The sequence below is a fragment of the Allocoprobacillus halotolerans genome, from assembly GCF_024399475.1.
GTDB classification, from domain to species: Bacteria; Bacillota_I; Bacilli_A; order Erysipelotrichales; family Coprobacillaceae; genus Allocoprobacillus; species Allocoprobacillus halotolerans.
Genome location: NZ_CP101620.1, coordinates 2512362 through 2532550 on the forward strand (window position 1 = coordinate 2512362; position 20189 = coordinate 2532550).

25 protein-coding genes and 4 pseudogenes are annotated in these 20189 nt (G+C 31.7%); 4 read left to right on the plus strand and 25 right to left on the minus strand.

The features are described from left to right. Positions 1 to 78: 78 nt before the first annotated feature. From tig to NMU03_RS14955, 21 genes and pseudogenes are all read right to left on the minus strand, one after another. On the minus strand, positions 79 to 1359 hold the full coding sequence (gene tig / locus NMU03_RS14845) for a trigger factor (protein ID WP_290139480.1): 1281 nt from the start codon (positions 1357 to 1359) through the stop codon (positions 79 to 81). A gap of 65 nt (positions 1360 to 1424) precedes the next feature. Beyond that, positions 1425 to 2348: a DUF3196 family protein gene (locus NMU03_RS14850; protein WP_290139482.1), complete on the minus strand. Its 924-nt coding sequence runs from the start codon at positions 2346 to 2348 to the stop codon at positions 1425 to 1427. Positions 2349 to 2480: 132 nt separating this feature from the next. Beyond that, positions 2481 to 3599, minus strand: coding sequence for a 6-phosphofructokinase (locus NMU03_RS14855; protein WP_290139483.1), 1119 nt, complete (start codon positions 3597 to 3599; stop codon positions 2481 to 2483). Between the two features lie 113 nt (positions 3600 to 3712). Next, entirely contained in the window at positions 3713 to 4267 is a 555-nt protein-coding gene (locus NMU03_RS14860) for a Maf family protein (protein WP_290139484.1), read from the minus strand. Positions 4268 to 4272: 5 nt separating this feature from the next. Beyond that, positions 4273 to 6395 (minus strand): annotated as a pseudogene (pnp, locus tag NMU03_RS14865) (polyribonucleotide nucleotidyltransferase). Between the two features lie 145 nt (positions 6396 to 6540). Then, positions 6541 to 6807 (minus strand): 30S ribosomal protein S15, encoded by a 267-nt coding sequence (gene rpsO / locus NMU03_RS14870; RefSeq protein ID WP_087245886.1) that lies wholly within the window; start codon positions 6805 to 6807, stop codon positions 6541 to 6543. Positions 6808 to 7020: 213 nt separating this feature from the next. Beyond that, the gene (locus NMU03_RS14875) at positions 7021 to 7629 is read right to left on the minus strand and encodes a DMT family transporter (protein ID WP_290139486.1); all 609 of its coding nucleotides are present in this window, start codon (positions 7627 to 7629) and stop codon (positions 7021 to 7023) included. Between the two features lie 53 nt (positions 7630 to 7682). Next, the gene (locus NMU03_RS14880) at positions 7683 to 7901 is read right to left on the minus strand and encodes an EamA family transporter (protein ID WP_290139488.1); all 219 of its coding nucleotides are present in this window, start codon (positions 7899 to 7901) and stop codon (positions 7683 to 7685) included. A 19-nt stretch (positions 7902 to 7920) separates the two neighbouring features. Continuing rightward, on the minus strand, positions 7921 to 8841 hold the full coding sequence (locus tag NMU03_RS14885) for a dihydroorotate dehydrogenase (protein ID WP_290139489.1): 921 nt from the start codon (positions 8839 to 8841) through the stop codon (positions 7921 to 7923). After that, positions 8834 to 9592, minus strand: a complete 759-nt coding sequence (locus tag NMU03_RS14890; protein WP_290139491.1) for a dihydroorotate dehydrogenase electron transfer subunit — start codon at positions 9590 to 9592, stop codon at positions 8834 to 8836. The genes NMU03_RS14885 and NMU03_RS14890 overlap by 8 nt, the downstream gene beginning before the upstream one ends. Further along, positions 9593 to 9871 carry an amidohydrolase family protein gene (locus tag NMU03_RS14895; protein ID WP_290139492.1) on the minus strand — a complete coding sequence of 93 codons (279 nt, stop codon included), beginning with the start codon at positions 9869 to 9871 and terminating at the stop codon, positions 9593 to 9595. Further along, a pseudogene (locus NMU03_RS18270) lies at positions 9853 to 10865 on the minus strand (dihydroorotase). The gene NMU03_RS14895 and the pseudogene NMU03_RS18270 overlap by 19 nt, the downstream one beginning before the upstream one ends. Further along, positions 10858 to 11729: pseudogene (locus NMU03_RS14910) on the minus strand (aspartate carbamoyltransferase catalytic subunit). Before NMU03_RS14910 ends, NMU03_RS18270 begins: the two co-directional pseudogenes overlap by 8 nt. 13 nt (positions 11730 to 11742) lie before the next feature. Continuing rightward, positions 11743 to 12216 carry a pantetheine-phosphate adenylyltransferase gene (gene coaD / locus NMU03_RS14920; protein WP_290139499.1) on the minus strand — a complete coding sequence of 158 codons (474 nt, stop codon included), beginning with the start codon at positions 12214 to 12216 and terminating at the stop codon, positions 11743 to 11745. After that, positions 12213 to 12773: a 16S rRNA (guanine(966)-N(2))-methyltransferase RsmD gene (rsmD, locus tag NMU03_RS14925; protein ID WP_290139500.1), complete on the minus strand. Its 561-nt coding sequence runs from the start codon at positions 12771 to 12773 to the stop codon at positions 12213 to 12215. The genes coaD and rsmD overlap by 4 nt, the downstream gene beginning before the upstream one ends. 9 nt (positions 12774 to 12782) lie before the next feature. Continuing rightward, positions 12783 to 13130 (minus strand): YlbF/YmcA family competence regulator, encoded by a 348-nt coding sequence (locus NMU03_RS14930; protein ID WP_290139502.1) that lies wholly within the window; start codon positions 13128 to 13130, stop codon positions 12783 to 12785. Between the two features lie 8 nt (positions 13131 to 13138). Further along, positions 13139 to 13324 (minus strand): YlbE-like family protein, encoded by a 186-nt coding sequence (locus tag NMU03_RS14935; RefSeq protein WP_290139504.1) that lies wholly within the window; start codon positions 13322 to 13324, stop codon positions 13139 to 13141. Further along, positions 13314 to 13454 (minus strand): hypothetical protein, encoded by a 141-nt coding sequence (locus NMU03_RS14940; protein ID WP_290139505.1) that lies wholly within the window; start codon positions 13452 to 13454, stop codon positions 13314 to 13316. The genes NMU03_RS14935 and NMU03_RS14940 overlap by 11 nt, the downstream gene beginning before the upstream one ends. A 5-nt stretch (positions 13455 to 13459) precedes the next feature. Beyond that, positions 13460 to 13621, minus strand: a complete 162-nt coding sequence (gene ylbD, locus NMU03_RS14945) for a spore coat protein YlbD (RefSeq protein ID WP_290139506.1) — start codon at positions 13619 to 13621, stop codon at positions 13460 to 13462. Positions 13622 to 13649: 28 nt separating this feature from the next. Continuing rightward, complete coding sequence (locus NMU03_RS14950; RefSeq protein WP_290139508.1) at positions 13650 to 14864, minus strand: FtsW/RodA/SpoVE family cell cycle protein; 1215 nt, start codon at positions 14862 to 14864, stop codon at positions 13650 to 13652. Continuing rightward, positions 14861 to 15121 (minus strand): UPF0223 family protein, encoded by a 261-nt coding sequence (locus NMU03_RS14955; protein ID WP_290139509.1) that lies wholly within the window; start codon positions 15119 to 15121, stop codon positions 14861 to 14863. Before NMU03_RS14955 ends, NMU03_RS14950 begins: the two co-directional genes overlap by 4 nt. A 124-nt stretch (positions 15122 to 15245) precedes the next feature. On the opposite strand from NMU03_RS14955, the gene NMU03_RS14960 reads away from it, so the two are divergent. Both NMU03_RS14960 and def read left to right on the plus strand, forming a co-directional pair. After that, a complete protein-coding gene (locus NMU03_RS14960) occupies positions 15246 to 15467 on the plus strand; it encodes a hypothetical protein (protein WP_290139510.1) in 222 nt (73 codons plus the stop codon). Positions 15468 to 15540: 73 nt separating this feature from the next. Further along, positions 15541 to 16110: a peptide deformylase gene (gene def / locus NMU03_RS14965; RefSeq protein WP_290139512.1), complete on the plus strand. Its 570-nt coding sequence runs from the start codon at positions 15541 to 15543 to the stop codon at positions 16108 to 16110. 33 nt (positions 16111 to 16143) lie between these two features. Here the strand turns inward: def and NMU03_RS17800 are convergent. Both NMU03_RS17800 and NMU03_RS14980 read right to left on the minus strand, forming a co-directional pair. After that, positions 16144 to 17420, minus strand: a pseudogene (locus NMU03_RS17800) (O-acetylhomoserine aminocarboxypropyltransferase/cysteine synthase family protein). 73 nt (positions 17421 to 17493) lie between these two features. Next, positions 17494 to 17919 carry a hypothetical protein gene (locus tag NMU03_RS14980; RefSeq protein ID WP_290139518.1) on the minus strand — a complete coding sequence of 142 codons (426 nt, stop codon included), beginning with the start codon at positions 17917 to 17919 and terminating at the stop codon, positions 17494 to 17496. A 112-nt stretch (positions 17920 to 18031) separates the two neighbouring features. Here NMU03_RS14980 and NMU03_RS14985 point away from each other — a divergent pair, with 112 nt between their 5' ends. Together NMU03_RS14985 and NMU03_RS14990 are read left to right on the plus strand one after the other, a co-directional pair. Then, positions 18032 to 18457, plus strand: a complete 426-nt coding sequence (locus NMU03_RS14985; RefSeq protein ID WP_290139519.1) for a spore coat protein CotJB — start codon at positions 18032 to 18034, stop codon at positions 18455 to 18457. Positions 18458 to 18469: 12 nt separating this feature from the next. Then, the gene (locus NMU03_RS14990; RefSeq protein ID WP_290139521.1) at positions 18470 to 19051 is read left to right on the plus strand and encodes a manganese catalase family protein; all 582 of its coding nucleotides are present in this window, start codon (positions 18470 to 18472) and stop codon (positions 19049 to 19051) included. Positions 19052 to 19071: 20 nt separating this feature from the next. Here NMU03_RS14990 and NMU03_RS14995 read toward each other — a convergent pair whose 3' ends face one another. After that, a complete protein-coding gene (locus tag NMU03_RS14995) occupies positions 19072 to 19548 on the minus strand; it encodes a hypothetical protein (protein ID WP_290139523.1) in 477 nt (158 codons plus the stop codon). Between the two features lie 16 nt (positions 19549 to 19564). Continuing rightward, entirely contained in the window at positions 19565 to 20188 is a 624-nt protein-coding gene (locus NMU03_RS15000) for a rhomboid family intramembrane serine protease (RefSeq protein ID WP_290139525.1), read from the minus strand. Position 20189: the final 1 nt, after the last annotated feature.

Sequence of the window (20189 nt, forward strand, 5' to 3'; positions counted from 1 at the left end):
TGTATTTTCATTATTATATATAATAATGAGTCACTTGTCTATTCATTTGTCTTAATAAAACAAGACGCTTGAAGCGTCTTATTTTACATTATCTTTAATCAATTGAACAGCTTTACGAGTTGCTAAATCAGCTTTAATTTGTCCTAACTGTCCTTCAAATAGTTTCTTCACTTCATCAAATTCTCTACCATAATAAGTGGCAATTTCTTTGACTTCTTCATCAACTTCTTCGTCACTTACTTCGATATTTTCTACTTTTACGATTTCAGATAAAATCAAATTAAATTTCACACGCTTTTCAGCTTGTTCACTCATTTCAGCTTTCATGTCATCTTGAGTTTTACCAGTTAACTGTTGGAATAAATCCATTGTTAAACCTTGTTGAGATAAGTTTTGTTCAACTTCTCTAAGCATTTGTTGAAGTTCTGTTTCTACCATTGCATCAGGAACTTCAAGTGGTGTATTTTCAATCACTGCATTGAAAATATCATCACTGAATTTTTGTTCAGCTTCATTTTGTTTTCTGTTTTTAATTTGTTCTTTTGTATAAGTTTCTAAATCAGCTAATGTTTCAATACCATCGATATTAACATCTTTTGCTAATTCATCATCAATTTCAGGTAAAACTTTTGATTTAATTTCATGAACTTTTACTTTGAATGTTGCTTTTTGACCAGCTAAATCAGCTGCTTGATAATTTTCAGGGAAAGTCACTTCGATCTCTTTTTCTTGACCAACACTCATTCCAATTAATTGTTCTTCAAAACCAGGAATAAATGATCCTGAACCAATTTCTAATGGATGGTTTTCACCTTTTCCACCTTCAAAAGCAACACCATCTTTAAATCCTTCAAAGTCGATAACAGCTGTATCTCCGTTTTCTACTTGACCTTCTTCTTTAATCACTAATTCAGCAAATTGATTTTGATAATTTTTTAATTCTGCTTCAATTTCTTTCTTTGTCACTTTGACTTGTGTTTTTTTCACTTCTAAACCTTTATATTGACCTAAATTCACTTCAGGAGCAACTGGTGCAGTTACTGTTAATTTTAAAACTTCATCAGTGATTTCATCAATTTTTACTTCAGGTTGTCCAACTGGATGAATATCATTATCCAATAAAATACCTGAATAATTTTGTTGTAAAATCATATCAGTTGCTTCTTCTAAAATTGCACCTTTTCCAAGTCTAGCTTTAATCATTTGTTTTGGGACATGCCCTTTTCTAAACCCATCAATTTTCACTTGTTTTGCTAATTTGTCTAATGCTTTTTCTTGTGCTTTTTTCCATTCTTCAGTTGTGAAAGTAACTTTCACTTCCATCATTGATTTCTCAAGTTTATTACAAACTGTTTCCATTTATACTTCCTCCATTATTTCAACACGCTTATTATACATGAAGCAATCTTATAATGCAACAGTTTTTAACACTCAACTTGCTTAAGTGCTAAAATTTGTTCTTCGATAGCTTCTAAATCACAATAATATAAAATTTCTAACTCAGACAAGTCAACATCTATTGAGAGTAATGTTGCTACATAATAGTGTATAGCAGCTGCCCAGACATTAAAATCCATCTCGTCAATTTCTTGAGGATAAAAAGAATATAATAGATATTCTAAATACTCTTGACATTGTTCAAACAGTGATGGGTTTTCACTTTCTAAAGCATTTTCAAGATATTTGAGTATTCCATTATATGCAAGCTGTTCTAAAACAAGCGGCATATAACTTGGATTAAAAATGTAAGATTGTCCAAACTTCTCAACATCCATATCTTCATCAACCTGTTGGTCAATTAAGATTTCCATTAATAAAGTTTTCGCAAAGAAATGCTTTGTGGAATCAGCTAAGTATTCCTTGATTGTTGGAATAATCATACGAACATTTAATTGCTGTAATTGATCGATAGCCATATATAACAAATCTTCATTACAATCTTTTTTATTTAATAACTGATTGATTTCTTCAATTGAGAAGATTTGATTTTTACTTTCTACTTCATATCTTGCATCTTTCTTCTCTAATAAGATTTCATCATAAGCTGTATTAAACAAATTTTCATACTGATAAGGAATATAAGGCATTGATAATTCTTCAATTAAAATATCAATTGCTTCTTCATATTCTCCCAGTTCTTTTAATGCCATAATATACATAGATACAACATCATAATAAGTTTCCTTGGCTAGCCCCTTAGCATGACGTCCTTCCTGCTTTGCTTTTGCAAATTCACCTAAGCCAGTTAAGCAGACAAGTCTTAAATATCTTGTTTTTTCATCATTCATATCACGAAGAAAATTCAAAGCTTCAAGGTACTCACCATTTTCAATTAATTCTTCAACCATTTTTTCTCACCTCTTTTGACTTGTATGTGATATTCTACCAAAGTTCTGGTATTTAAGCAAATCATTTTTTATTCCTTGTTATAATCTTTTGATAAAAAACTGTTATACATGTTCCTGTATAACAGCTCCTTTTTATTCATCTCCGAAGCAAACACCAATAGCTTTGGCTGCACGAACCAATTCACCATTAGGATCAACACGTTTTTGTTTTCCAAACTTCGCATCACCAATAACTTCTTCTAATGAAGTATAATCCATTTGTTCACCATGTAATGTTACAACATTTCCAAATAATCCTTCATCAATCAATTCACAAGCTTTCACACCAAAACGAATTGATAAAATACGATCATAAGGACTGATATCTCCACCACGGATAATATGTCCTGGATTGACAGAACGAACTTCATGATTTGGAATCACTTTTTCCAAATCATCAGCCACTTTAGCAGCTAAACCACTGTAACGAACTGGATCTGGTGAATCTTCAACAATTTTTCCAATGACCTTTGTACCATCAGCATATTTTGCACCTTCTGCAACAGCAATCACAGTATAAGGTAAACCTTGTTCATCACGTTTAGCAACATGTTTAGCAATATTTTCAATAGTAAATGGAATTTCTGGAATCAAGCAAACACCAGCATTTCCAGCTAACCCTGAATATAAAGCAATCCATCCAGCATCTCTACCCATCAATTCACAGCAAATAACACGATGATGAGATTTAGCTGTTGTTTGTAAACGATCAATAAATTCAGTTCCAACGCTCATAGCACTAATAAAACCATATGTTAAATCAGTACTAGATAAGTCATTATCCATTGTTTTAGGCACACCAATCACTTGAACACCTTTTCTTGAGAAATCTCTCGCACTTGTTAAAGTTCCATCTCCACCTAAAACGACAAGAACATCGACACCAGCTTTTTTCAAGTTTTCAACACCTACATCGCTGACATCTTGTTTGACTTTTCCACCTTTTCCATCATCTACTAAATAATCAAAAAGGTTATCTTTATTAGAACTATATAAAATAGTTCCTCCTTCTTTATAAATTGCTTCTACTTTTTCCTCAGTTAATTCAATATAGTTATTGTTATATAAACCACGATATCCGTAAACATATCCAATAACTTCCCAACCATATTTACGAATAGCTGTTTTTGTAATTGTTCTAATCACAGCATTTAATCCTGGACAGTCACCACCACCAGAAAGTAATGCAATTCTTTTCACTTTCTTTTCCATATCAATATCCTCCACTTTTATTTTCCATTCTTCATTATAATAAAAATCAACACAGAAAACAACAAAAAATGAATACGTTTACAAACTTTTCTTAAAAAGAAAAGCTAAAAATGCTATTTTTTCAATAAACATTCTTTAACTTTTGTTATGGGTAACCCAATCACATTATCCAAATCGCCAACAATATGATCAATAAATACACCTGCTTTTCCCTGAATACCATAAGCCCCTGCTTTACCAACCCATTCATTTGAATCAAGATATTCCTGAATCATTGGCTTTATATCTTTAAAATAAACTTCAGTCTTTTCACAAAAAGTTTGCAAGTCTTGTCCCTTATAAATCGCAACACCTGTATAAACAAGATGTTTTTGATCAGAAAGACGTTCAAGGATGGCTCTGGCTTCTTGGCAATCTGTGGCTTTACCAATGACTTGATTATCAAAATAAACAATCGTATCTGCTCCAATCACAATATCATCAGGATATTTTCGATGAATAGGATCTGCTTTTCGTCTAGCTAAGTCACAAAGTCTATCTTCAATAGACAAAGAAACATCCAATGTTTCATCAATAAAAGAAGCATCGACAAAAAAGTCAATGCCTTCTCTTTGTAGCAATTCTTTTCTTCTTGGAGAAGTACTTGCTAAAATAATCTTTTTATTCATGTTCCTTATCTTTTTTCTTCTTTATGTATTGGTTTAGGTAATAATGCTTTTCTTGAAACATTAACACCTTTATCAGTGATCTTTGTGACTTTAACTTTAATAATATCACCAAGTTTTAAAACATCAGAAGCCTTATTCACACGTTCATAAGCAATATCTCCAACATGTAAGAAACCGTTTGTTCCTTCAAATAATTCTACAAAAGCAAATTTATCTTCTACACGTACAACTTTACCATCATAAATTTCACCAACAGCAGCACGTCTAACAATATTTTCAATTAATTTTGCAGCTGTTTCAATAGCTTCTTGATCATAATGATAAATTGTCACACGACCATCTTGTTCAATATCAATCTTGACATCATTTGATTTTTCGATGATTTCATTAATTGTCTTACCACCTGTCCCAATGACATCTTTAATTTGATCTGGTTCAATTTTCATCATATATACTTTTGGTGCATATGGGCTTAAATGATCTCTTGGCTCATCAATTGCTCCCATCATACAATCCATAATTTGTTGACGTCCAACTTTTGCTTGAGCTAATGCTTCTTCTAAAATTTCTTTTGTGATTCCATCAATTTTTATATCCATTTGTAAAGCACAAATTCCATTTTTTGTTCCAGCTACTTTAAAATCCATATCTCCTAGATGATCTTCCATACCTTGAATATCTGTTAAAATTGTATAATCATCACCTTTTTTAACAAGACCCATTGCTACACCACTAACTAGATTACTGATAGGCACACCAGCTGCCATTAAAGCCATCGATGATGCACAAATAGAAGCTTGTGAAGATGAACCATTAGATTCTAAAACTTCTGAAACAACTCGAATTGTATATGGAAATTCTTCTTCACTTGGAATAACTTGAGCCAACGCTCTTTCACCTAAAGCACCATGTCCAATTTCACGACGACCAGGAGCTCCCATTCTTCCTGTTTCCCCTACTGAATAAGGTGGGAAATTATAATGATGCATAAAACGTTTTTGATCTTCCAATCCTAGTCCATCAATTTTTTGATGTTCACCTAATGCCCCTAATGTACAAACAGATAATACCTGTGTTTCACCACGTGTAAACAAAGCTGAACCATGAACTCTTGGTAATAAATCAACCTGCGCATTTAAAGGACGCACTTCATCAATACGACGACCATCTGGACGAACTTTATCTTCTGTAATTAATCTTCTTACTTCATCTTTTTCTAAATCATGTAAAACAATTTTCACTTGTTTAATAACAAATTCTTGTTCTTTCAAATCTGTATAATCTCTATTTTCAAATATAGAAACAACTTCATCATTAATTTGATCAATCGCTCCATATCTTTCCAATTTACCAGGAATAGAAACTGCCTGAATCATTCTTTCTTTTGCTAAAGATTCAACTTCTTCAACAATATTTTGATCTAATTCAAATAATGGAATTTCAATTTTTTCTTTACCATATAAAGCAACAATTTCTTCTTCAAAGGCAATTAACTGTTTAATCGCTTCATGACCAAACAACAAAGCATTTAACATAGTTTCTTCATCAACTTCTTTGGCATCAGCTTCAACCATATTAATCGCATCTTTAGTTCCAGCCACTTCAAGATTAATTAAACTTCTTTCCATATCTTCTGGACCAGCATTAATTGTGAATTCACCATCAATCAAACCAACATTCACACCAGCGATAGGCCCATTAAACGGAATATCAGATAAGCATAATGCAAGTGATGCACCTAACATTGCTGCCATTTCTGGAGAAGCATTTTGATCAACTGATAAAACAGTATTAACAACTTGCACTTCATTTCTAAATCCATCAGCAAACAATGGACGAATTGGTCTATCTATCATACGTGCCGTTAATGTTCCATGTTCACTTGGACGTCCTTCACGTTTTAAAAATCCCCCTGGAATTTTTCCAACTGAATATAATTTTTCTTCATACGTTACAGTTAAAGGAAAGAAATCAACATCTTTAGGTTCTTTTCCGCTACTGCAGTAGATAAAATCACTGTATCATCATATCTTACCAAAACTGAACCATTCGCTTGTTTTGCAAGTTCCCCTGTTTCTACAGTGATTGTTTTTCCATAAAAATCTAAACTCATTACATGTTTCGACATATTATCTTTTCACCTCATTTATTATCTTTGTCATTATAGCATATTTTTATTTAATAACAAAACATTTCTTCACGATATTTTCACATATATTCCTAAAAATTGAGTTCTTTATTACAAAAAGAAAAGATATTCAAAGTGAATATCCTTATCTTCTTAATCCTAATTTGTCAACTAATGCTGTATATCTATCAAGATCTTTATTTTTTAGGTATTTTAATAAATCTCTTCTTCTACCGATTTTCTTTAAAAGACCTCTATTTGAATGATAGTCTTTTTTATGAACTTTGAAATGTTCATTTAATTTGTTGATATCAGCAGTTAAAACAGCGATTTGTACTTCTGGAGAACCTGTATCTCCTTCTTTAGTTGCATATTCTTTCATAATAGCAGTTTTTTCTTCTTTAGTTAACATTGTTATTCCTCCTTGTATTAAAACTTAGCCATGTCCAAGAAATAGGTCGAGGACTCTTATATCCTAGATATAGCCGCATTTGTAATTATAAAGTACCAACTAGAAAAGTCAAGGACTTTTTAAGAAAAAATAAAAATACTCCAATAATTCATTTTAATCAAGACTAACATGACCATTATCAAAAATAAAACAGCTATTTTGAAAACTTAAAAACTAATCTATTTTCTTTTTTCTTATAGTGATTAAAGCAATAATCAATAATAAGAAACTTATAAAATGCAGAAAATCAAAAGACTCATCTAAAAATATCAATGATTCAAAATACGTAAAAAGAGGATTCAAACTTAAAAAGAAACTTGTTTGAATGGCTCCAATTTGACGAATAGCTTTCATATATATCACTTGAATATAAGCAAATCCAATTCCTGAAATGACTATAAACAAAAACCATTGCCAAGCATTCAAGGCTAAAAGTTTATCAAATTCAAATTGTCCATCTATTAAACAATGAATCAATAGAAAAATAGATCCATATAACAATTCATAAAAAGTAAAACAAATACTATGTTGAATTTGCCATTTTTGAATTATAATATTTCCTGATATATATAAAATCATACCTAACAACAAATACAAGAAACCTATTTGAATGGAAAAAATCTGAAAACGAATAGATAATAAAAAAGCAAAAGAAGATAAAAATAATCCTATCCATTCACGAACGGATAAATGATGTTTCAAAAACACAAAAGACAATAAAAATGTAATAGTTGGTGATAAGGCGTTCATGAGCGCATTATCAATACCCTTCACTTCATTCATACCAATAAAAGTAAAAAAGAAATTAAGATAAATAGATAAAAGAGAAATAATGATTAATTTCTTTTTTCAGGGCAAGGATTTGGAATATGGCGAAAATAAATATAGATTCCAAGACATAAAAAAGATAAAAAAACACGTAAAAACGCTAAAAATAAAAAAGGAATATGAGGAAGTAATGATTTCATCACAATAATATTACTTCCCCAAAAGAAACTTGCTAAAAAAAGTTGAAAATAAATGGACATACGATTCACCCTATCTAGTATGTCCATTTTTTATCTCTCAATTCAATTATTTATATTGATGTGATTTACCAATGATTTCATGAATATCTACAATACCCATTTCATCTAAAATTTCATTCATTTCTTCAATGATTTTTGGGCAGGCATAAGGATCAACAAGATTTTGGCAACCCACAGCTACTGCACTGGCTCCTGCAATCATCATTTCAATAGCATCTTTTCCACTAGATATACCACCCATTCCAATAATTGGAATCGAAACAGCTTGACTCACTTGATAAACCATTCTTAAAGCAACCGGGAAAATAGCTGGTCCACTATATCCACCAGTTTTATTTGTTATAATTGGTTTTCCAGTTTTTATATCAAAACGCATTCCAATTAAAGTATTAATCATTGTGATACCATCAGCTCCTGCTGATTCCACAGCTTTTGCCATCGCAACAATATCCGTTACATTCGGCGATAATTTGACATAGACTGGTTTTTGACTCACAGCTTTGACTGCTTTGGTCACTTGAGCAGCCATTTCAGGATTTGTTCCAAATTGAATTCCACCGGCATGAACATTTGGACAAGAAATATTTAATTCTAATGCTCCTACCATATCATGGGATGATAAACGTTTGGCTGTTTCAACATAGTCATCAATGGCACTTCCACCAATATTAGCAATGACTTTATCTGTATATAATGGTCTTAATTTTTCTAATTCTTCATTCATGACTGCATCAACGCCTGGATTTTGTAAACCAATCGCATTCAACATACCACTCGGCCCTTCAGCAATTCGTGGCAAAGGATTCCCATAACGTGGTTCAAGCGTTGTTCCTTTCAACATCATAGAACCTAAACAATTAATATCATAAAATTTTGCAAATTCATAACCAAAACCAAATGTACCACTGGCTGGAATAACAGGGTTCTTCATATCTAAACCTGGTAATTGAACTCTTAAATTAGCCATTAACAATCACCTCACTTGACATTAAAACTGGACCTTCTACACAAATACGTTTGTATGGTTTAGTTTTGACTTTGCATGAACATCCCATACATGCTCCAAAACCACAACCCATTCTGGCTTCAAAAGATAAATAACCATTATCTGGATAAGCCACCACACAGGCATCCAACATTTTTTCAGGACCGCAGGCATAATATTTATCAAATGTAATTTGATGATATTTTAATGCATCTAAAACAGTTCCTTTGACACCTACACTACCATCCATTGTTGCGATATATGTTGGACAAATTTCTGTAAATTCTTTTTGATAAAACACATCACTTTGACTATTGAAACCTAAAACCGCCTCTACTTCAATTCCTTTTGCTTTTAACTCTTTCGCCAATTTATACATAGGTGGAACACCTAATCCACCTCCAATAACAACAGCTTTCTTAGCCTCTAAATCAACAAAACCATTTCCTAACCCTGTTAAACAATCTAATGTATCACCAACATTTTTTTGTGATAATATTTTTGTTCCTTCACCAACAACTTTAAATATCATAGTGATATGATTTTCATCATAATCACAAATACTCATCGGTCTTCTTAAATAAGGCTGTAGAGAGTCATTAATTTTAATATTAATAAATTGTCCAGGTGCCTGAATAAAATGTGTTGCTTCACCTTCTAAAACCATTTCATAGACATCTTTTACCAGCTCTTTTTTTGAAACAATCGTCATCATTCCTTGAAAATTTCTCATCTATTTTTCCTCCAAATTGATATATTCACCATTGATAATATTAGCCAATATACGTCCATAACATTTTGCACCTAGAAAGGGTGTATTGGCTGATTTAGATTTTAAATCTTTTTCTTCTATTTCAAACTGTTCCTCTAAATCAAAAATACATAAATTTGCTAAAATTCCTTCCTGCACAAGACAATCCAAATGTAAAACCTGTGCAGGTCCAATTGTTAAAGCATCTAAAATTGTTTCTAAAGACACAAGATTCTTTTTCACTAAATATGTATATAACAATGGAAAAGCATGTTGTAAACCAATAATACCAAAAGGTGCTTTTTGAATCGTTGTCTTTTTTCTTCTCTTGCATGTGGGGCATGATCAGTAGCTATAACAGTAATTGTTTTATCATTTAGTCCCTGTATTAAAGCTTGATGATCTTCTTGACTTCTAAGTGGTGGATTCATCTTATATTGTGGTGAACAATCCTGAATATTATCTTCTGTCAAAATCAAATGATGAGGAGAAGCCTCACCTGATACTGATAATCCCTCAGCTTTCGCCTGTTTCAATAAAGCTACCGTTTCTTTTGTAGAAATATGACAGACATGATAACGATTATGATATTGCCTAACAATATCTAAATCTCTAGCTACCTGTTTATATTCAGAAGCATTGTTGATCCCAATCAATCCATGTTCCTTAGCATATCGTCCTTCATGAATGCAGCCGCCATGCAATTCACTTTCATCTTCACAATGTGCTACAATAATAGAATCCAAATTACTTACCAATTGCATTGCTAGATCCATTATTTCATCACTTTGGACACCTTTCCCGTCATCAGAAAAACCTAATACAATATCTTCCTCAACTAAACGTGCCATATCCACAAGTTTTTTCCTTTTAACTCTTCAGTAATCGCACTATAGGTATAAACATTAACACAAGCATTATCAACAACTCTTTGTTGAAAATCTTCCACCGTCTCCATATCATCCATACATGGCAATGTATTTGCCATCGCTACGATTGTCCCATATCCTCCATATAAAGCACTTAAACTACCTGTACGAATCGTTTCTTTATGTTCATATCCCGGTTCTCTTAAATGTGTATGTATATCTATAAAGTTATGCGAAACAAGTTTTCCCTGTAAATCAATAACAGGTACATCTGCTTGAATATTGGTATCTATTTTTTGAATATAACCATTTTCAATCAATATATCGTTTTTTTGAAAAATACCTTGATGATATAAATTTGCATTTTTTAATAAACAACTATTCATCTTCTAATACCTTATGAAGCATTGCCATTCTTACAAAAACACCATTTTGCATTTGTGTAAAAATACGACTCTTCTCACTTTCTACCAATTCATCTTTAATTTCTACATCACGATTTATCGGTGCAGGATGCATAATAATAGCATGTTCTTTCATACGCTGATATCTCTCTAAAGAAAGACCATAAATTTGATGATATTTATCTTTTGAGAAATTTTCATCACCTGCATGTCTTTCATGCTGTACTCTAAGTAGCATCACAACATCCATATCTTCAATGACATCATCAAAATCAACATAATGGTAACCATCCTGTTTATATTCCAAAGGTCCTGAAGTATAGACATTCATCCCCAATCTTCGCATCACATGATAATTAGAATGAGCAACACGAGAATGAAAAATATCTCCTACAATAACAACATTTAAACCTTCAAAATATCCAAATTCCTCTTTAATTGTCATTAAATCCAACAATGATTGAGAAGGATGATTTCCTCTTCCATCACCAGCATTTAAAATAGGTACATTCAATTTTTCTAATTGCTTGAAATAATCTTCTTCAGGATGACGAATAACCAAAGCATCACAACCAATACTCTCAAATAATTTACATGTATCGTATAATGTTTCACCTTTTTTCAAACTTGAATTACTTGCTTCAAAATTTTGGGTACGACATCCTAAATTTCCAGCTGCCATATCGAAACTATAATGCGTTCTTGTTGATGGTTCAAAGAAAAGATTAGCAACAACTTTTTTTGATGATAATCAACAATTTTACCATTTTTAAAAGCAATGGCTTCATCAAGGATGTCTTGAATTTGTGCTAAAGACAAATCATTTAAATCAACTATTTTTTTCATAGAGCCTCCTTATTTATTTCAAATTTTTTTGTAAAGCTGTTTCAACAACCGGAGGAACAAGCCCCGTTACAAGATGATGATGAGAAGCCATTTCTTTAACTGACGAAGAGGATATAAATGAATGATTTGGTCTTGTCATAAAGAAAACCATATCTACACTATCATCCAAGTATTGATTAGAAAAAGCCATCTGCAATTCATATTCAAAATCCATTGTTGCACGTAATCCTCTTACTAATATAGGTGCATTCATTTTTTTAGCATAAGATACCGCCAAATCATTACTAAAATCGACACGCACATTACCCAAAGATTGTGTAACTTCTTTTAATAAAGCAATACGTTCTTCTAAAGAAAACAAAGTTGTTTTTTGTGGATTCACAAAGATAGTAACATATAAAATATCATACATTTTACTGGCACGTTCAATAATATCTAAATGACCACTTGTGACTGGATCAAAAGTTCCCGCATAAACTGCATTCATGATTCTTTCTCCTTATAAATTAATATTTGCAAAGATGTTATTCCATAATTTTGTTGTTTTTTTAAAACAAAAGGTTCTTTTACTTCAATCGCTTCCTCTTTTAAATCTTCAATAACAATCATACATTGATCATCAAGCATATGATGTTCAACCATAAAATCTAATATTTTCTGATGAACTTTCATACGATAAGGTGGATCTAGTAAAACCAAATCAAAGCGAATATTTTCCTGCGATAATTTCAATAAAGCCTTACTATAATCCATCTTATAAATATGAACGCTATCTTCAATGTGTAATGCTTTGACATTTTCCTGAATAGTCAAAAAAGCACGATATTGTTTATCGATACTATATAGTTCATCCATTCCTCGACTCATAGCCTCAATACCTAAACCACCACTTCCAGCAAACAAATCTAGACATATTCCTCCATCAAAATAAGGACCAATCATATTAAATAAATTTTCTTTATTTTTATCTGTTGTTGGTCTAGTCAGTTTAGAATCAACACTTTTAAGTTGACGGCTTTTAAATTTTCCTGCAATGACTCTCATTTTTCTACCTCATAACCGAAAACGTTCTAATTTCAAATCACAACTGATATTTTCAAAAACAGTTTGTGTAACTTCTTCTAATAAATCATTAAATTGATAATAAGCCTGATAATAACATTGAATATCAGGATGCTGGTTTATTTCACGTTGAATATTTTGTATTTGTTTTTTCAATGTTTTTTGTCCCACATCCATTGTATAATCTCTAATTTTTAAATAATCTTCCATTAAACTTTGATACTTTGATAATAACGCCATTGTCTCACTTTGATATAATTGGCATTGAGCTTGATGGTAATTTATAAACTCCTCACTCTTCAAAATAGCTGCAATCAATTCATCAATCTTTTCGTACATAATTTCACCTATAATAACATATCTAACATCTGTAATAACGTCCCGACTCTTTCAATACGATCTGCAAAAGTCATTTTATTTTCAACTTTATATTGCTGAATAAGTGCTGGAAACTCCTGCGGATAACGTGATAAAATCAAATACCATTTAGGATGCAATCTTAAGTATTGACGTAATTCATCATTAATCATCATACCACTGACGATTCTGTGATTGAGTTTGATCTTTTACCACAAATGTACTGACAAGATCTAATATTTTCTGTAAACCCTCAAAACTTTTTGATAAAGCATCTAAATCAATATTTTTTAAAATATCAAGCATCCCTGTTAAATCAGTTTTACTTTTTTATAAGGTTCCCACATTGGGTCATCTTTACCATATAAAACATAAAATTCATAAAGTTGTTGCCATGTATAACGTCCATTGACAACTTCTTCTCTAATTGCCGGAATTGTTTTAACAAAAGTTTTAAACTCATCTATTTGCATAATCTCACCATTAATAAGATATGCAATTTTACTCTAATTGTTCTTTTAAAAGATCACGATTATATTTTGCAATTAAAGATTGTGCAACACCTAGTCCCATCATAGCCGCTAAAGTGGATGAACCACCTGAAGAAATCAACAGCAATGGAACACCAGTCATCGGAATCAATCCAGATATTCCACCAACATTAACAAGTAAATGAGTAAAGAAATATAGACCGACTCCATAAAGAATCAATTTACTTTTAGTATCTTTTATTCTTAAACCATAATGAAACATCTTATAAATAATAATGACATAAGGAATTAAAAACAATAAAAAACCTGCTAAACCTAATTCTTCATAAATAATTGCCACAATAAAATCGTTATGTGATTCAGGAATATAACCATATTTTTGTGTAGAAGCACCAAAACCTTTACCAAATAAACCACCTGAAGTAAAAGCAACCAATGAATTAATTAATTGCCAACCATCACCTTCAATATCTCCTAAAGGATTCAACCATGTATAAATACGTCCTAATTGGTAAGGTTTTAATATGAGTGTTGCTGTCAATAAAATAAAAACAATCACTACTACTAATAAAATCAATGCAAGTTTTTTATACTTTGAATAATAAGGACGAGGTGTAATAAAAAACAACATCATACATATAAATGCAAGTATCAATGAACTTCCCATATCTTTTTGCAAGAAAACACCCACAAAAAAGACGACAAAAATAGCTAATATGGGTCTAAATATACAATACCATGCCTTACGTTTTTGAAGTTCTTCTCGTTTACGACGACTGATATTTCGGGGAATCTGACAATACTCTTCGATTTCTCCAAAATGAAATGAAAGAAAGAGAATCATGATAATTTTCATTATTTCAGCAGGTTGCAATGAAAATGGACCTAAACGAATCCAAGCATGTGAACCTTTTCCATCTTCAAAGAATAAACACACTAACATCAAAACTAAGCCTATACCATAATAAACCCATGTCGAATTGGCTTCAACCCAACTCTTTTTAAAGCAACGGGTCAAAAAAATCATGATGCAAAATCCTATCAAAACAAAAACAGCTTGTTTAATCATATTCATTGAAGCATATGTTGGTCCCATTTTAGCAGATTGCCCTACCGAAGCACTTCCAATCATGACAATTCCATAAATAGATAAAATCACAACACAAAAATAAACAGTCTTATCAACTCCACGTCTTTTAAAAATTCTTTTTAATAAACTAATCATCGCATGTCAATCCAATCACGATCTTTCGCTTTTTGAAAAACTTGATATATAGAATAATGCGAAACTTTTTGAAAAGCAGCATCAATTTGTTTTTGTTCACTTTTAGAATCAACAACTTTTGTATATTGACGATAACATTTCATAAACTCATCTTTAGAGATGCCTTCTTCATATGCCTTTTCAACAGCGTTGTATAAAGCCATAACATCAATAATATCCTGAGTATCCCAAAATGGACTTAATGGATAATCGTACATTTTCTTCACTTCCTATCTTTTTTCATATTATACATGATATGGATTAAAAATAAAATAAGAATTGGGTAGAAACACTAGCAAATTTGTAAATAAAGAATAGTTTAAAGTGAAAGGAGGTAGTTCAATGAACTCTTGTTATAATTATGGAGGGTGTGGATGCAATAGCTTTATGCCAACATTTGGATGTAATCCATTTGGTTGTAGTGGATGTTGCAGCTGTAATAGCTTCCCAGTCATGACAACAAACTGTGGTGGCTTTGGTTATGGTAATGGATGTACTTGGTTTGCTATTGTGTTAGTTGTCTTTTTATTGCTCATTATCTGTGGTTGCACAAAAATCTGTTAATCTAAAAAATATGCTAGATTTCTAGCATATTTTTTTAGTTTATGATACAATACATGGCGAGGTGATTAACAACATGATTTTAATGAAAGATATTATTGACGATCACCATCCTTTGATTCGTGAAATTTCTCAACCTGTCACTATGCCTTTAAGTCAGGAAGATGAACAATTATTACTTGATATGCATGAATTCCTAGTTAATTCACAGGATGAAGAAATTTCTGAAAAATATCAATTGCGCCCTGCAGTTGGGATAGCTGCTGTCCAACTTGGTATTTTAAAAAGAATGTGTGCAATTCATGTGCTCACATATGATCAGGATGGAAATATAAAAAAAGCTGATGACTATGCTCTTGTTAATCCTAAAATTGTATCTTACACTGAAAAACAATCTTATTTAAAAGATGGTGAAGGATGTTTAAGTGTTAATGAAGAAAGAGATGGCTATGTTCCTAGACATGCCAAAGTCACAGTCAAAGGTTATGATGTTTTAACACATCAAGATGTCACAATTGTTGCTAGAGGTTTTTTATCAATTTGCCTCCAGCATGAGCTTGATCATTTTGATGGTGTTCTCTTCTATGACCATATTAATCAAGACAATCCAAAAGCACCTATTATGAATGCAATGATTGTAGAATAAAAAAATCATATCACAACGATATGATTTTTTTATTTATCCAATTTGTGCAAATGCCTGATTCAAATCATCAATTAAATCATCAACATTTTCTAAACCAACTGAAATACGAATTGTTCCTTGCTGAACGCCTCCAGCCAATCTTTCTTCTTCACTCATTTGAGCATGTGTTGTAGATGCTGGATGTGTTAATAAACTTCTTGAATCAGCAAAATTAGTGACATGTGTAAATAGTTGAATGTGATTAATAACAGATTTTCCAGCTTCTAAACCACCTTTTACTCCAAAAGTGAATAATCCACCAAATCCTTTTGGAAAATATTTTTGGCATAATTCATATGATGCATGTCCTTCTAATTCAGCATAACTTACCCACTCTACTTTTTCATGATTTTGTAAGAATTGAGCAATCTTACGTGAATTTTCAACATGTTTTTCCATACGTAAAGATAATGTTTCTAGTCCAAGCAAAGTCATATATGCATTAAATGGTGACATACATCCACCTAAATCTCGCAATGTTTTTGCAACAGCTTTTGTACAAAATGCACTCTGACCTAAATTAGCATAAACAATATCATGATATGCTTTATCAGGAGTTGTCATCAATGGATATCTTTCATTATGCCAATCAAAATTTCCACTATCAACAATAATCCCCCCATAACATTACCATGTCCAGCAATGTATTTTGTTGTTGAATAAACAACTAAATCAGCACCATGTTCGATTGGTTTAAACAAATATGGCGTAGGTGTTGTGTTATCAACCACAAATAATAAGTGATGGCGATGACAGATTTCACTAATCGCATCAAAATCCAACATATCTCCATTAGGATTACCAACAGATTCAACAAAAATCATTTTTGTCTTATCATTAATCAATGCTTCCATTGTATCTAAATCACGTGGATCTACAAAATGAGAAATAAATCCCATACCTTGCATTGTACCAGATAATGAGCCAATTGTTCCCCCATAAAGATTATTAGCAGCGATAATTTCATCACCACTTTGACAAACTGTCATAATTAACCCCATAATTGCAGCAGTTCCTGAAGCAAAAGCAACGGCCCCTACTCCTCCATCTAAGGCAGCCATTCTTTGTTGAAGAACATCAACAGTGGGATTAGATAAACGTGAATAAAAATATCCACTTTCTTCTAAGGCAAAAATATTTTTAGCCTGGTCGGCATCATCAAAAGTAAAGGCATTAGATAAATAAAGTGGAACACCCGTTGCTTTTGTAATAGGATCAGGCTTTTGTCCAGCATGTATTTGTAAAGTTTCAAATTGATATTGTTTTGACATTTCTGTCCCCTCCTTTTATGAGGATTATTGTAACACAAATTAAATACAAAAAAAGCTATTCATTCTTAATAGCTCAATAATAGTGATTACATATGTTCACCATATCCTCGATATAAACACGTCCCCCAGAAAGGATATCATCATCCAAACAATGTTTTGTTTTCAATGATTTTTTACATGAATAAGTTTCTCGCATCAATGGTAAATCCTGTTTTAAACAAAGTTGAATGACTTTTTCCATTTGCTTACTTTTAAAACAAAAAAGATTAAATAATGCTAAATTATGAATATGATGACGTGACAACTGGCAAATGAAATTCTCTAATTCCTTATCTTTTATACATGGATATTCTTCAAATCCAATAACCAACAAATCAATATCTTCTTGAAAAGAAAAATCTGTTATTGGTTTTGCATAAGTTCTAGCATATCTTGCCATATCTTCAGCAAGAAGTTTTGCATCTTTACAATGAGATGTATAAACAACCTGAACTTTCATATAACCAGCCACCTTTCTTTTCTATTATAAAAATAAAATGTGAACTGAAAATAAACATGTGTCCTTATCATTTCATAAATAAATTCATAAGTTATGATGGAAGGAGGTTATTATGAGTATTTTCCAAGAAGATAAAAATTATTTTTCACCTTTCTATATGCCTAGTCAATCTCGACAATGTCAACCCGTTCTTTTTGATCCTCAAGAGGCCATTTCATTAGGTAACTTGTTTAAAGACCTTTATATGTCTTATCAGGGATTTTCTAATTATTGTTTACAACCTGAAAATGCCAGACAACAAGCTTTATTAGAAGTACAAATGTATTATTTTGTAGCTCATGAAATCAATCTATACTTAGATACACATCCTAACGATGAAAAAATGATTCAGCTTTATCAAGACTATATCCAAAAAGCCAAACAAGCCCAAATGGCATTTGAAAAGAGATATGGACCATTAGAGGTCCAAAACAGTGAAAATAAAGTCCCATTTGAATGGATACAAGGTCCTTGGCCTTGGGAATATCAAACAGATTAAGGAGGTTAAAAAATGTGGATTTATAGTAAAAAATTACAATATCCTATTTCAATAAAAAATAAAGATTTGTCTATGGCAAAGTTTATTATTACGCAATTTGGTGGACCTAATGGAGAACTTGCTGCTTCAACACGTTATATTACACAACGTTATACAATGCCTGATGAAAAAGGAAAAGCCTTATTAACAGATATCGGCACTGAAGAACTTGGTCATATGGAAATGGTGTCAACTATGGTTTATCAGTTAACACAAGGAGCGACAATGGAAGAAATCAAAGCCGCTGGTTTACAAAGTTATTATACTGAACATGGTTGTGCTCTCTTTCCAAATGATGCGAATGGTGTTCCATTTAGCGCAATGGTTTTTGCCTCAACTGGTAATCCCGTTGCTGATTTAGCTGAAGATTGTGCTGCCGAACAAAAAGCCAGAGCAGTCTATGAAAACTTAATGAATCAGACTCAAGATCCTGATTTACTTGCTCCTCTATCTTTCTTACGTCAACGCGAAATCGTTCACTACGAAAGATTTAGAGAACTTTATGAAGAATATGTTCAAAAATACTATCAACCTGATTTTCCATCAAAATGTTAAAAACCCGAGAAATCGGGTTTTTATTTTGCATTAGCATAAGCGATAAGTAAACCAATAATAGCAACAAGAGTTGTAAACAAATCACCTGTTAGTAAAGTTTTAATACTTAAAGTAAACACATCAAAGAATGGAACAGATTGCATACTAACACCTAATTCATGTAAAGGTAGATAGATCATTGTCATTTCTCCAATCAAATAACATACGACAGTTAAGATAACACTTAAAATAGCCATTTGTTGGGAGTGAATTTGAGATATTTTTGTAACTGTAGTAGATACAACCAAAGCACAAATCACATAAAATAATGATGATGTAATCTGTAAAGAATAAATCACAAGACCTAAAACTGCACCAGCTACTATTGCAGCAACCAAACCAAAGCCAATAACTTTGCTCCACTGAGCTGAATTTAAAAATTGATCATTGTTTGAACGAAAATATTTTTTTGCTTCTTGCTTTTCTTTATACTCTTTATATTTATCTTGAAACGACATAAGTAACTACCTCCTATTAATGTATAAGACGTTTTTGATGTTTAAACATCAATAATAAATATGTACAAACAAAACCACCAATTAAACCAGATAAATGACCAGATAGAGAAATAGATGGAACAAGAAATGAAATGACTAACATCAATACGATATTAGGAGCCAATTGTTTAAAAATATCCATATAAACATATCGATAATGAAGCGCTAATGCCCCTAAAGCTCCAATCAAGCCAAATATCACTCCACTAATTCCACCACTAACAACATTCGCTCCCTGCCCTGTTAACATGTAGAAAAGATATGGCAATCCTGTAGTTGATAAAGCACTCACAGCAATTAAAATTAAGTATTTTTGAATACCCAATGATTTTTCAATAAACATTCCCAAGCCATATAAAGAATAACAGTTCATGGCAAGATGAAGAAAACCAAAGTGAATAAAATTAGCTGTGATAAAACGATAATATTCATGTGTGATAACCATATAAATAGGATTAAATCCACCAAAATATAAACCTTCTAATGCATCCATTTCTTCACCAAATAAAAAGAAACTAATCAAATAAACAATCACACATATAACAATTAATGAAATTGTTATCGGATATTTTTTATATTTCCATAAAAAGCGATTTAACATA